The organism is Dyadobacter sp. CY356 (assembly GCF_021440195.1).
Lineage (GTDB): Bacteria > Bacteroidota > Bacteroidia > Cytophagales > Spirosomataceae > Dyadobacter.
Map to the genome: position 1 here is coordinate 1085859 of NZ_JAJTSZ010000002.1, position 14101 is coordinate 1099959.

Here is a 14101-nt window from a genome sequence, read left to right on the forward strand (position 1 = left end):
TTTAAAGATCTAATCAAAAATACAACTACTGCTCGTAAATATCGTATTTATCAATCGTTTTGATCTTTTTCAAATCAGGAAATTCGTAGCCCAGCACATTTTTAGGAGTTTCTCCTCTTTTTGCCACGACAAACCTGATCTTGTTTTCACTGACCATGTTTTCAAAGTTCCGGAAATCAAAGGTTTTATTCTTGTCTGCGAGATATACCACGTCCGTGAAAGGCAATAAAATATTTTTGAATAAGAAATGTTTGAGATACACGCCCTGATAATTATCAGCATCACAAACATAAACCCATTCCTTATCAATCAGATTCTTTTCATTCACAAGAAAATTTGCAACCTCCCGTTCCGTAAAGTATTGATGTGTGTACAAACTATGTGGCTGAATCTGATAGGTCATGTAAACAAAAAGTGTGCAATGAATGGCCACAATGATGAGATAGGAAGCGAGCATTGCCCTTAAAATTTTGGGCTGAAACAAATTCTTTCTTTCTGGTTCAGTAAAAAACAAGGTAATTTGGATTACAGCCAGGATCAGATAATCCTGATAGTATCCAACCCCCGCTCCAACCTTAAAGGCTGTTGCCGTTGCAAATAAGAAAAACATGGAACTGGCGATTGCCAAAAAACGGTAAAAAACCGATTCCTTATGGGTCAGCGTATGAAATGTAACAATAAAATTACAAATAATAAGCGGCGCAAACTGAAGAAGAAATCTTTTCAGTGTCCAGTCATAAAACCAGTTCCAGCTTACTGAATTCTCTACTCCGCCGACAATATTGGAGAAGAAAACAGGTATGGTATTGATGGGTAATACAAGCAAGTAGAGCCCAAAAAATACGAGACCTGACAGGATAAGTTTTGCCAGCAATTTCCACTGATACTGATAGATACAGAAAATGCCCAACGCAATGGCATGAATGGTTCCGCTCTGTTTTACAAAAAATGCGCTGACAGATATGAAAATGGCCAGAATATACCAAAGATCACTTTGTGAAGCAGAGGTTATTCCTTTAAAGATTGCACAAACATACAAGGCAGTCAATAATACGATCAGACTATCAGGCCGGGAGCTGGTTAATATCCAAAGGCCCAAAACCTGAAAAACGAAACATGCGATCAGGATTCCGACCATTTTTTTTCTTTTGGTCAGTTTGGTTAAAATATAAGCAACAACCAGAGAGGTTAGGACTGTAAGTGTAATAGAAATAAATCGATTGCTGACGAAAACCTTATGCACGTCTTCGGGAAGCCATCCATTCAATTTTAAGCAAAAACTGGTGATGAAGAAATATATTGGCGTGTATTGAGTAAAACGGAACGGTGCATTTTCAGGATCAGTATATATTGGACGGTTATCTGTCAGAAACTGGATTGGAAAAATAGTACTTGCTTCACTACCTGACATATCCGGAAGAAAAGTCATTGAAAAATAAACTTTGACGATAACTAAAACCACGCAGGATAACAGGCTGATCCCGGCCGCAATTTTGAATAAATTCATTCTCATCCAATTATATAGTAGCATTTCGTTTGGATTAGATTTTTGAAAGAGGTTTTGGAACAAATAGTCTGCCAGGACTAGAATTTATTTAATGACCCCAACAAAAATTGGTCATAAATTAGCTTTAACACCAGTTCTCCCGGATCGATTATTTATTTGATTTTGAGTAATTCTGAACTTAAAATCTACTGGATAAACCCATCATAGATGATATGGTAATTCTTGATACTTGGAACGCGCATGCATAGACGAATGATTAGAGGGATGAATAGTCATAGTTTTATTCGTAGGGTTACATTCTCTTCTTAAAACAAATGTAACCATTAGTGTAGAATTTGTAACCACCAGATGATAAAAGTTTACAATAAATTGTAACAAAAATCGACAATGGTCATAAGAATTATCGGTTACCAAATCGCAAACCGGCTGCTATACCGATTTGGTAAGGCCTGACCTGAAATTTACTATCGGGATTTATCAATTTAATAAAACTGTATTCAAGATATGGCCCTATCGTTAAACTTGTGTTTTTACTGATTCTTATTTCTTTCCCGATACCCGCATTACCCCATAACACATTACTACGGGTTGTTAATTCTCTGGAATACTCCATTCCAACATCGCCATAGTAATTCCGGAAAACATGGTTTTTCGTAATTAGTGAATGCTTTTTGAGTCCGATCCCAATTAATTTCATTGTGCTTTTTTCATCATGTTTGATTCCCTTTCTGATAATTTTGTCACCCATCTGGTTTTTGTCGTTAACCAGGAATTCGTCAGTTGCAATTTCATATTGAAAGGACTGGTCAAACTGACCATAAGTTAAAAGCAGCTGGAATCCGTTTTTTTCTACTCCACCGCTCAGTTTCGTTCCAAGTCTTTTTGCTGAAAATTTTGTTGGAAAACCAATGTTCTGGTAAACAATACCGGGAGTAGCACGTACCGTTAGTTCCTGAAAAGTATTCATGCTGGTGACATTAAAAAGAAATTTTAACTCTTTCTTAGTCTTTACCATTCCTGGCTTTTCCTGTTCATTTCTTGCTAATTCCTTCTTGTTTATTTTCAGAGCAGGTTTAAAATTTGATGCAATAAAAGCCCGGATTTCTAATGGTTTGATTTTAGGAATATCGAATTTTAACAATTCCTTGTCTGGGGATATCTTGGTCAATTGCATATCGGGTAATGAATCTTTCTCTATGTATAATTGATTGATTATCCTTTCAGTTGCTGCTTCTGTCAAAGTTTTCACCTCATTACGCTTGCTTTCCAAGTGGTCCTGCACGATTTCAACTTTACTGACAACATGTGTTTTTTCCTCTTTCACTTTTTTGACAGACATATTGCCGTTGTTTGATAACAAAAGTTTGCCGGGCTCCGGCAAAGAACTGGTTAGGTCACTTATGGTTTCTGATTTTTCAGCAGTTATTTCATTCTTACTTTTTATTTCTCTGTCAGAATCACGTCTCACATTAGTTTCTTTATTCGAAATGTCAGATTTCGTAATCATCTTAATTGAAATAAAATCATATTCTATGCCAGTAAAAAAAAGTATGGCAATCAAAGCAGTAGCTATCAATAACGGCCTGATATAGGCAGTTCTGTTTGATGTTTGTAAAGTATCAAAAATGCCTTTTTTCCATGAAGGGTCCGGTTCGGGCGCAAAGTCATCAAATTTGCGTCTCAAAGCTTTCTGCAATGCTTCGTCCTCGTTGTTATCAGGAGTTTTCATATTGCGTGATTCCTTTTTCCTGTAATTTTTTCATTAATAAATGTCTTGCTCTCATGAAATTGGATCGCGATGTGCTATCTGGAATTGACATTATCTGTCCAATTTCAGCGTGTGTATATCCGTCTATTAAATGTAAATTGACCACCATCCGGTAGCTGTCAGGCAGCTGATTTATTATTTCCAGGAGCACTTCAACATTCAATTGTTCAATAATTGTATCGTAATCTGCCGATTCCAGTTCCTTCGGAAAGTCTTCGATAGAGGAATGTAAAAGTTGATCTTTTGTTGTCCGGTTGTAATAATTAATGGCAGTCCGGATCACCACTGATTTTACCCAGCTATCTGTGGAACCGATATCCTTTACCTCATTCAAATTTTTAAAAACTTTAATAAAAGCCTCCTGGAAAATATCCTCCGCCTCCATTTTCGTTTTGGCATAACGCAAACAAATACCTGTGAGTTTTGCTTTATATCGCTCGTAAAAAATAGTTTGCGCACTGGGTTCAAGCCTTTGGCAGGCCAGCACCAGTTCGGTTAAACTATTGTATTTTTTACTGCGAAAAAACTTCATTAAGGGGTTGTTAGGGAGGTGAGGTTCGAGATAGTAAACTAAGTCTTAAACAAATAAGCTCGCTGTGTATAAAAAATCAACTAGGTTTCCATTCCTGTCCAGCCATACTTGAAATGCCTCGGTATTACTAAATTGCTGTGATATTTCACGGTTAAAAAACAAACCGAACTGTGCAATTGCTTCCGTTTTCTTAATGTATCCCTGCCCAAAACTCATTTTTGAAGTAAACACAGAATTATCTACAAATTTAATTACCTGTTCAGGAAAACTAGGCAGACCAAGAAATACTTGGTCGCCTGGTCCCGGATACTCAATTGCAAGATTATTACTTTCATCGTAAAAAAGGTTGATTTGAATATTAGGCATAAAGTCCGTCGCAGAAATGAAATATGACACTTTATTTTCATCAGAAACATATCCGGTGGCCCCAGTAAGTGTACGGTTTAAAGTAGCCACATATTTATTGATAGCTGCCGGAACAACGGTTTGTAATTCAGGTTCATTATAACCAATTCTATATTCAAACTTAAAATAAGGCTTAACAGTTACTACGTAGATGTGTTTCCCTGCATATGTTCCTTCTTGTGAATATGTTTCCCATTTAACTACATAGGGAGTTCCGTTTAAAACATACTTTGCTGTATAATACCGTGTATCCACCGCAAAATCCTCTTGCCTGAAATCAGAAAAAGTACCTCCTTTAATAGATAATGTAGAAAAAGTGTTTTGCAATGAATCCGGTACGGTAGGGCTAAGCAACTTATAAGCCCTAAGAACCCGGTTCGTGCTCAATGCAACATAGAATAAAACATTATCAGAGGAAAACCGGGCCTCCCAAAGTTTATCTTTTAATACGGTTTTCAACGTAATATCTTTTGCACGTGGATATGCATTTGTTAGCACCTGAGCAACGCCATCCGGAACATCTTCACCACCCGCAGGTTGGAGATCCTTTACGTTATTGCAGGATACCAATATCAGGAAAGTGAAAAAATAGAATATGTGGCGGTGTAGTTTTGTTTTCATAAGTCGTTAACAGGATGATAGAACATTTCTGCTATCAAAAATAATTTTAGCGTTCCTGGATTCTGCTTTCTGGGTGTTAAAAGTAAGACACCGTTTATCCGGGATAACGTTGCAATAAGTTCAAAAATAAATATCCTCCGCCAGTTCCCCTTAAACTTTCCTTTGCCTCTTCCTACCAGGTTTTCTGTCAGATTCTTACCGTTAAACAAGCCCGTTTACTTTTTGTACACCCCGTTTTTCACTCCTATCAACCTTTTGTATACCAAGTAAAATAGTTGCTGCATTTATTCCTTTCTACGTTTGCATTGCCTTCCTGAGACAGATAATCTGCACGCTGTGAAGGGAAATAATTCTATCATTTATTTATAAAAATTTAAAGTCTATTGCCATGAAAAATTTAATTATCAATGCCCTTTTTATTTCACTATTATTTACAATCTGCTCTTGTAACGAAAACACGGATCCGCAACCGTCAACCCAGACGCAAACCGCGAAAATGGCTCATGTAAGTTTCACAGAAACAACATCTGCGATGATTGATCCCGGTCATTTGCCTAACCGGGTACCTCCTGCTTTTAACTGGGATCTTGTTAACACGACAAAGCTTGGATTTGATAAAAGCATGAAACTGACAAGTCCTTTTACGGTAGCAGCTTACCCGGCAGGCGATATTGGGTGGCAGAGTGACGGCGGATGTTATTCTGCTTTATTCCCTACGACGGTTTCATTCAAGAGTCTCGGTATTGTCAGTATAAAAAATATCACGATTGAAGACCTGAATAATTTGACTTTCAATGCTTATCAGATCAACGCCGCTCCGAATGGCTCATATTCCTGGACAAACTATCTGCCGGTTGGGACCATTGTGGCCTGTAAAACGGCTAAGAGGAAATATTATCTTCTGGAAGTTAAAAGTATCGGAGTTCCAGGCTTTATTGAATTAAATGTATATCATGGTCTGTATTCGCTGTAACGATCACCAATTCTGATAATCGTTTAATAACATTTTTATAATGAAAAAGCCCTTCCAGAATATACGGAAGGGCTTTTAACACATTTTCAATAAACAAGTTTTACTGCCCTACAACTACTTTATGTGTAGATATAGTCCCGTTAGTGCGGGATATCCTTACAATGTACATTCCCTGTGAAAGGTTTGTAAGGTCAATAAAACCGTTTCCTGATGCAAAGGAGGTTGATTTGTATACGGCAACTCCGCTAAGATTACTCACGGCAACATACTTAACTGTGCTATAATCCCGGATAAATAATTTATCAGCAGATGGATTAGGGTAAACAGACAGATCTGTGTCTCTACCGTCAAAAGTCACACTCTGAATACGACTGTAAGCAAATGTGCCGTCTCTGTCTACCATCCGCAAGCGATAAAGATTTTCACCGGATTTTGGCTCGTTGTCTTTAAATGAATAGCTAAGAAGCGCAGTGCTTTCACCACTCGAAAGAACATTTCCAATATTCGCCCAGTTTTTACCAGTTTCGCTGCGTTCAATTTCAAAATGGTCTGAATTGGTTTCCGAGGAAGTGCTCCATCTCAGCACTGCAGAAGGATTTTCCGAGCCATTTTTTTCCACAGTAAAACTAACCAGGGTAACCGGCAGCGGAATTGGAGCAGCCAAATTACAACGCGCACCGTCATTAGCAATGGAAGCAATAGAGGTTGACATCAGCAACGCTGTGTTAGCAGCGGCATCAATCCGATAAAAATTACCGCTACCATTGGCAAAGACATAGAGGTTACCTTCATTATCCAGAAAAGTTGCACCAAACCCCGACTGTGCGTCACCTGCAATATTGGCTCCGGTAGACACAACTGATGCCGGTTTCACGCTAACTGCGCCCGTTGCAGGATTGAGTGTGGCAAGTACAGCGGTGAAACTTTGCAAGGCATAGAACAACCCGTCTTTTGGATTATAACTCCAGTCACTGATCGCAAGTGCAGACATTGCAGTACCATAAGGTGCCGCTTCCAGGGCATAACCGGCTGTTGGATCTACCAATTTGAGATAGGTCGCCGGACGTGCCGGATTCACATCAACTACGTAAAAATTACTATTGTTTTGTGAATATAAAAACAGGTATCCCCCGTTCATCACATCCCCGACATTGAAAGATATTTTTGGCAGGTTAGGAATTATAAAACCAGCCACCGCACCGGATGCGTCTATTCTCGCCACTTCATTTGTGTTAGGCGCATATCCCCACATCAGGTTGTCCACATTGTTATATCCTATCGCATTTACGTAGCGGTCCAGGGTGGCAACGGATGTACGCAAACCTGTTGAGATATTATACTGATATAGCGTAGACGGAACCGAAGATCCCGTAGATGCTACCTGATAAGAACTGGTAGTACATGCAAACGGAACAGCCGGAGTAACTTCTGCCAGGTTGCATCTTGCACCATCGTTGGCTCCTGATGGTGTAGAAGTTGACATAAATGTTGCCGTATTAGATGCCAGATTTATCTTGTAAAATTTCCCGGTACCATTTGAAAAGGCATACAGATTACCTGCATTGTCAAGAAAAGTAGCCCCAAATGCCGCCGCATCACTCGTTATACCTGCACCAGAAACAGGCGTAGAAGCTATGACCAGCTCGCCGGTTGTTGGATTTAGCGTAGTGATAGCCGCTGTGCCATTTTGCAAAGTGTAGAACAGGCCAGTCTGCGGATTGTAACTCCAGTCGGTGATCCCGATCGGCGTTATGTTTGTTCCGAAAGGAGCAGTTTCCAATGCATAGGCCGCTGTCGGATCTACAAGTTTAAGATAGGTTGCCGTGCGCGACGGATTAATATCTACAACATAATAGCTGGCCGAAGCCTGAGCATAGAGAAATAAATAGCCTCCGTTCATTACATCTCCAACGTTGTAAGCACTCTGAGGAAGGTTAGGGATAACGTAAGGTGTAACCGTTCCGGAGGCGTCTATACGTACTAACTCATTCGTGTTCGGCGCATATCCCCAAATTAGATTGTCGACGTTATTAAATCCGATTGCATTGACGTAATGATCCAGCAAGGCAACACTATTTCTCACTCCGGTAACGATATCATATTCATAAAGTCTTGAAAATGAACCCTCTCCTACAACCTGATAAGAGCTTGTGCTGCAAGCAAAAGGAACAGGATCTGTTGCCAATGGCGTAACACTACCAATGGCTAGCGCCGAAATGGTGCCCGTGGCCGGAATTGTACCTGATATGGTGCTTCCCTCGGTATTTCCGGTTGCATTACCCGTTGCGCTCAGGCTTACCCATTGCGTACCATTCCAACCCGCAAGGCGCAAGTCAGCCGCAGCCGAATATGCAGTCAGATCAGGAATAGAGGCCGTAACAGTCAATCCGGAGAAAGATCCTGTTACCGGAATCCAATCCCAGAAACCAGCCTGGCTCACAGAAATTAACGTACCGTCCAAAGAAGAAATACTATGGGTTGAAGCGTCCGAAGGATCATTTACTGTTCCGGGATTTCCATTGAACCAGGCCACTGTAACCTGTGAAGTTGTCGTAGAAGGCGCCGAAATACTTAGCGTCCTGAGATCCGTACCGTTTCCGGTAGGAAATGTAAATGCAGTATTACCAATTTTGGAAACATAACCATCCACATGATTTGCATCATTTGCTGCTGATTGTGTAGCTGCCGGTCCAAATTTCAGTACACCAAAAGGGGAAGTGCGTATTGTTTTAACGATTCCGGGTTGTGTGCCGCTACCGCCTGTGACAAAGTTATGAGCTCCGAAAACAGTAATTTCCGCTCCACCGAAAACGGTTGTATTTCCCTGGCTCGCTTGCTGGGCATTTGCAAAAAGCGGTAGTGCCAGCATGGGAATAAATGAACACGTCCTTAGCCAGCGCGTAGCTTTGGACGATTTTTTATATATTTTCATTGAGTGTAAGTTATAAGTCCGTAATGATTTTCCTCTTTTCGTTTTGAAAAGAACAGGCAACCTTAATTAACTATATAACATACCCCGTTCAGAGAAACAATGTGGTTAATTGTAAACTCCGCGTCCGGTAAATAGAACCCAACCGCACCGTTGGTATAAATGATCGGTGTATAGATTTCCCATGCATCCGCGTGTTGAACTCCGAAATTACCCCCACTTGGTCCTTGCTGTACCACTCTTGGTGTGTAACCACCTGGAATTAAAGCAATTCTGAATTCATTCCCATTTTCATTAGGGGCTAATGTTTCCTTTGCCGATATATAACCTTCAAGACAAACCACATTCCCGGTTCTTACGGCATTCACTGCTACGTTAACCTGATCGCTTGTATAACGGGTTGGCCCGGTCAATAATCCTAAAGGTGCAACGGTCAAATTGCTTCTTAAAGTTAGATTTCCACTCGCATCGGCAGCCACGCTTTTATCGGCCAAAGCAGCATCAGGCAATGTTTTGATTTGTGCATTACCGTCAACAATCAATTTTCCCGCATCTTTTGTAATTACGGTTTTGTTAGCATTTGTTGCTTCAACTTCCAGATTTGCGTTCGCTCCGATTGTCGCAGAGTTGGCTCCAATTTTCACCTGAGCAAATAACGTTGTTGAAGTCAGGATAAATGCAGAAACCAAAGTAACCGTAAAATGTTTCTTAGAGAATTGTAGTTTTCTTTTCATTTGAGTAAAATAATTGAATTGATTTATATTAATCCTTTGAATGAGGAGCGTTTTTGATTTATATCTAAATTTGAATGTTCAATAGTCGTAAGATTCAGCATTGCCGGCATAAGACTGATTTACTTACCTGGCAATAATTCTAAGAACCTTATCCAATTAGTTTAGCGCAAATGTAGATTGATATTGGCTGAAATATTGTAGAGAAATCCGACGAATAAAGTAGTAATTTCTTTGTAAAATTTGTAGTAAGATCTTTGTTTAATCCAAATACCAAAAAAGAAAAACCCCGGTATTTCCCGGGGTTTTTTGTCTCAGATCAATGTTAAACAAACTTTTGATACTAGTTAAAAATGGAATTATGCTATTCTGGAAGGAGAAATTCCGTAGGCTTTTTTGAAGGCAAATGAAAAATGAGAAAAGTCTTTGAAGCCTACTTCAAGATATACATCCGATGATTTTAATCCTCTTTCTTTGATCAGAAAATAGGCGTCATCAAGTCTTTTTTGCTGCAACCAGCGGTTTGGAGATATGTGAAATATTTTGTCAAAATCGCGTTTAAAACTTGCCAGACTTCTGCCTGTCAGATAAGCAAAACGATTGAGGTCTACGTTGAATCTGTAATGCTCGTTCATGTAAGCTTCCAGATCAATTTTGCCTGGCTCGCTAAAATCCAATAGAATATTTTTTAGTTCCGGATTAGTTTCCAGTAAGATCAGGATCGCTTCCTTGACCTTTACTGCTGTAAGTCCTTTGCTGATTTCGGAGGTCCCGTCAAGATAAGGACTTAGTGATTCAACATAATTACTGAACAAACGGTTTGGTTTCAGGAACAGTGCATTTTCACCGGTATAAGGTTTATCCATCACCAGGTTATTTTCCGCACTGATACTACGAAGTGTGTTTTGATCCATCGATATAGAAATGGATCTGTATTCGCCCCCGGCTGGCGGAAGCTTGACATATTTTGCCAATTGATTTCTTCTTAAAAACCGGAAATCTCCTGCTTTGAAAACGTAATTTTTTCCATTGAGATACATTTCTGATTCACCTGAAATAACAAAACCAAAAATATGTTCAGGTATGAATTGTTCACCCTCACTACTCTTGTGTGAGTAACAGGAATACAAAATGTGAGGAAACCTTCTGTCGTTTTGTGAGTTATCCATAAAAAGCTGAAAATAAGAACAAGGACTGGATTTAGAAAACCTCGCCCAAGGTAAGTTTCAAACCAGAATAATGACGGCTAAATCCATAATTAAGCGCGATATTAGTCCCGGAGCGTTTGTTCATTTTTATACGGAGGCCAAACCCACCGCCTGGATTCCAACTCCATAAAAATGTGCTTTTAGGCCCGCTGACCGTATTGGCATTAGCAAAAACGACAAAACCCAGGAAGCCATTGTTTGTAATATCCCGGCGATATTCCGTTTCTACATAAAGCAGATTTCTTCCACGGTAACGGTTCTGATCAAACCCACGACCGGAGCGGTTGTAATCTTCCCAACCTATACTGGGCAGATCCAGATAAGGCACTTTTTTATCAAAAACCTTCCACAAATAAGTCCAGATCGCTAACATATTCTGTCTTTCACGGTTCTGGTCAAAGCGGATATATCTTCGAAAATCAAGGTAAAGAGACTTCCACGAATTCGTATTACCCAGGTAGGTCGGATTGAAACGGTACTGAATACTCGCGTAATATCCGTCCCACGGATTGATAGAATTATTTCTAGTATCAAACAATGCATTCAAACTTAATCCCGAAGAAAAACTGTTTGCAGACTGCGCTGTACCGTAAGCATATCCTGAATAATCTGCCAGAAGTGGTGATCCCTCATCCGTATGAATATGCACCCGATAATCTATATGATAACCTATGCCGGCAAAAAAACCGCGTGAAAGTCGTTTAAGTAAAGTTTGATACAAGCGGAGATAGGAATAATTTACCAGCAACTCATCCCCTTCCTTATACTGCCTTCCCAAACCCCAGGTATATTGCGGATATACCATCATTCGCGTATCTCCGCTGATCACCCAACGGTTTTTATCAAGCCATATATAAGAACGGATCGGAAGCCCGAAACGCTGTTTAAAATTCCAGTAAGGCGTAAAAGTCACGCGCGACATATAGGTATCTTCTCTATCGCCCAGATAAAATCCGGCCGTTGTGGAAGTTACCAAAGCCGTCCCGCCACCGGGCACCTGTGTAGAAAAAGGAAGCACTGAAAAGTAGATCGTTCTTCCCGGGGTAGATTCCTTTTTTTTCGGTTTAATATGAAGCAGTCTTTTACCAACATCGATCAGGTCATACAATTTACTGGTATCTCCTCTAACCGTAGAATCTCTTTCCAGCACATTACCAGGACTTTGGGCAAGCAAAAAACACGGCCACAAAATGACCAAAAGCAAAAAAAATATAAATAATTTATCGTTTCGGGGTGAAAACATATTTACCGGAAACCTGCCATTCATAAAAACCAATTAAAACAATGTAACCAACACTAAAAGTATACCTTATCATTACAAAAATGTGTTTTATTGAAATAAAATTCAAAAACAACTTTTAAAACCATTTAACAAACTAAAAATCATCAAATTACGCATATAGAAACAACCGGGCGTGCTATTTCGGAAGACTGTTGGAATAGTAATTATAGTGGACAGATTTATATTACATGACACATCGAACAAGCGATTATGACCAGAACGGAGAATCATCCTAATTACGGACTTACAAAATCAAGAGAAGAGGGATTTGTTGACAATGCAGACGCCCTTCCCCGGGCGGTTATACGTCCCAATGAATATATGTTATTGGATGGCGAATGGAAATTTTCACATGATTCTCTGGATAAGGGTTTGTCAGAAAGTTGGTTTGCAGGTCATCAATACGACCTGACAGCACATTGGCCGGGCAGTGTGGAACAGCATATAGCCAGCGCTTTAGAGTCGGAAAAACCATGGCAGGACAAGGTTGTGGTATGGTATGAGCGCGAATTTAATTTGCCGGATATTGAAGAAGAAAAGAAAGCAAACTCCCTGATTCAACTTTCTTTTGGTGCCTGCGGCTACGAAACCCAGGTCTGGCTCAACGGTTTTGAACTTACTACGATTGAAGGTGAACTCAAACATCTGGGTGAATACACGTCCTTTTCTTATGAGTTGGATGAACATCTTCTCAGACCGGTTAACAGGATTACAGTCAGGATTGAAAGCTCAATGGACGCGGATATCACGCGTGGAAAGCAGGAATCCTATGTTTACAAGCGCGGCGGAATCTGGTATCAGACCTACACGGGAGCGGTACGAAGTATCTGGATTGAAACTGTGGAAAGAAACAGGCTTCGTTCCAGAGTCGGCGTTGTGAGCAGTGTGGAAGATAATCTGGTCCGGTTTAATCTTACAACACGTATCTCGGATCCTGGTTTTTACAAAATTCGAATAAAAGTTTTTGATGACAAAGCGGACAAAACTACACCTGTGGCGGAAGATGAGTTTCCGTTGACATTGCAAACCGGACAAAAATCCCAGCGTGTAGTTTTACGGATTCCGGATGCAAAATTATGGTCAACCGAAGATCCTCATCAATACCGCCTGGTTGCTCAGTTGATTGATGAGAAGGACTATGCCGCTGAAATTGAAACAAAATTTGGACTGAGAAAAATTGAAGCCCGTGGATGCTGTCTGTATCTGAATAATAAACCCGTTTATCTGGATGGAATTTTGTATCAGCCGGGGGCATCAACCTATGAACAGATCAGGAAACATATGTATGCGATGAAGGAGCTTGGCTGCAATCTGGTCAGAATTCATATCGCCGGAGTTGATCCAAGGATTTATAAACTTGCGGATCGAATCGGAATGTTACTTTGGGTTGAAGTCCCGAGTCCGCACCAATCCAGCCAGAAAAGCCGGACGAATCACCGAAACGAACTATTGCGAATGCTTGCTTTGGTCGGCACACATCCTTCGATCATCATCTGGAGTCTTTATAATGAAGATTGGGGTGCACAGGATATTGCCACAAATCCGGAAACCAGGGAATATATTATTGAAACATACCATTTCATGCAACTTGCTTATCCGCAGTTTCTGGTTGTTGACAACGATGGGTGGCAGCATATTTCATTTGAAGGCCGTTTGAAATCGGATTTATTATCCGCGCATTTATATACCTCAGACCTGCAAAGATGGCGTGAAGTTCTGGAAGAACTTTCGTCAGGTGAACTTGACCGGGTGGCTGCTTTTCCGCTGGTCGTTGGCGATCCGTTTTTCTATCGTAACCAGGTTCCGTTAATTGTAAGCGAATGGGGCGGTTTCGGTTTTGATAATTATGGTGGCCCGAAAGATGATGACGACCGAGCGGTTCTGATCAAAAAATTCAAACAGGAATTAAGAAACAGATCTTTTGCCGGCGATATTTATACGCAGGCTACCAATATTGAAGACGAGAAAAATGGACTGTTGGACGCTGAAACAGGCAGTTTAAATGTTCCGGCAGGACTTCTAAATACTCAGGAAAATCAGATTGAATATCCTGGCAACAAATCACTTTGAACTAAAACAGGAAAACTGATCCATCCATTATTATTTTTAATTGATGGATCGGTTTTCCTACGTTAGCTCATCTTT

The 14101-nt window shown here is 40.2% G+C and carries 10 protein-coding genes; 2 read left to right on the top strand and 8 right to left on the bottom strand.

Features of this window, described 5'->3' with window-relative positions; all coding sequences use genetic code 11:
- Nucleotides 1–25: 25 nt before the first annotated feature.
- The 4 genes from LXL81_RS10910 to LXL81_RS10925 all read right to left on the bottom strand — a co-directional run bounded on the left by LXL81_RS10910 (nucleotide 26) and on the right by LXL81_RS10925 (nucleotide 4833).
- Nucleotides 26–1507 carry a hypothetical protein gene (locus LXL81_RS10910; RefSeq protein WP_234646813.1) on the bottom strand — a complete coding sequence of 494 codons (1482 nt, stop codon included), beginning with the start codon at nucleotides 1505–1507 and terminating at the stop codon, nucleotides 26–28.
- A gap of 400 nt (nucleotides 1508–1907) precedes the next feature.
- Nucleotides 1908–3236, bottom strand: a complete 1329-nt coding sequence (locus LXL81_RS10915) for a hypothetical protein (protein ID WP_234646814.1) — start codon at nucleotides 3234–3236, stop codon at nucleotides 1908–1910.
- Entirely contained in the window at nucleotides 3223–3807 is a 585-nt protein-coding gene (locus tag LXL81_RS10920; RefSeq protein ID WP_234646815.1) for an RNA polymerase sigma factor, read from the bottom strand. Before LXL81_RS10920 ends, LXL81_RS10915 begins: the two co-directional genes overlap by 14 nt.
- 45 nt (nucleotides 3808–3852) lie before the next feature.
- The gene (locus LXL81_RS10925) at nucleotides 3853–4833 is read right to left on the bottom strand and encodes a hypothetical protein (RefSeq protein ID WP_234646816.1); all 981 of its coding nucleotides are present in this window, start codon (nucleotides 4831–4833) and stop codon (nucleotides 3853–3855) included.
- Between the two features lie 388 nt (nucleotides 4834–5221).
- On the opposite strand from LXL81_RS10925, the gene LXL81_RS10930 reads away from it, so the two are divergent.
- Nucleotides 5222–5806, top strand: a complete 585-nt coding sequence (locus LXL81_RS10930; protein ID WP_234646817.1) for a hypothetical protein — start codon at nucleotides 5222–5224, stop codon at nucleotides 5804–5806.
- Between the two features lie 100 nt (nucleotides 5807–5906).
- Here the strand turns inward: LXL81_RS10930 and LXL81_RS10935 are convergent, their stop codons facing one another.
- The 4 genes from LXL81_RS10935 to LXL81_RS10950 form a co-directional block, all read right to left on the bottom strand.
- Nucleotides 5907–8738, bottom strand: coding sequence for a T9SS type A sorting domain-containing protein (locus LXL81_RS10935; RefSeq protein ID WP_234646818.1), 2832 nt, complete (start codon nucleotides 8736–8738; stop codon nucleotides 5907–5909).
- Between the two features lie 62 nt (nucleotides 8739–8800).
- The gene (locus tag LXL81_RS10940) at nucleotides 8801–9469 is read right to left on the bottom strand and encodes a hypothetical protein (protein ID WP_234646819.1); all 669 of its coding nucleotides are present in this window, start codon (nucleotides 9467–9469) and stop codon (nucleotides 8801–8803) included.
- A gap of 356 nt (nucleotides 9470–9825) precedes the next feature.
- On the bottom strand, nucleotides 9826–10635 hold the full coding sequence (locus LXL81_RS10945) for an AraC family transcriptional regulator (protein WP_234646820.1): 810 nt from the start codon (nucleotides 10633–10635) through the stop codon (nucleotides 9826–9828).
- Between the two features lie 31 nt (nucleotides 10636–10666).
- Complete coding sequence (locus tag LXL81_RS10950; protein WP_234646821.1) at nucleotides 10667–11917, bottom strand: BamA/TamA family outer membrane protein; 1251 nt, start codon at nucleotides 11915–11917, stop codon at nucleotides 10667–10669.
- Nucleotides 11918–12166: 249 nt separating this feature from the next.
- Here LXL81_RS10950 and LXL81_RS10955 point away from each other — a divergent pair, with 249 nt between their 5' ends.
- Nucleotides 12167–14026 carry a glycoside hydrolase family 2 protein gene (locus LXL81_RS10955; protein WP_234646822.1) on the top strand — a complete coding sequence of 620 codons (1860 nt, stop codon included), beginning with the start codon at nucleotides 12167–12169 and terminating at the stop codon, nucleotides 14024–14026.
- The last annotated feature ends 75 nt before the right edge of the window (nucleotides 14027–14101 follow it).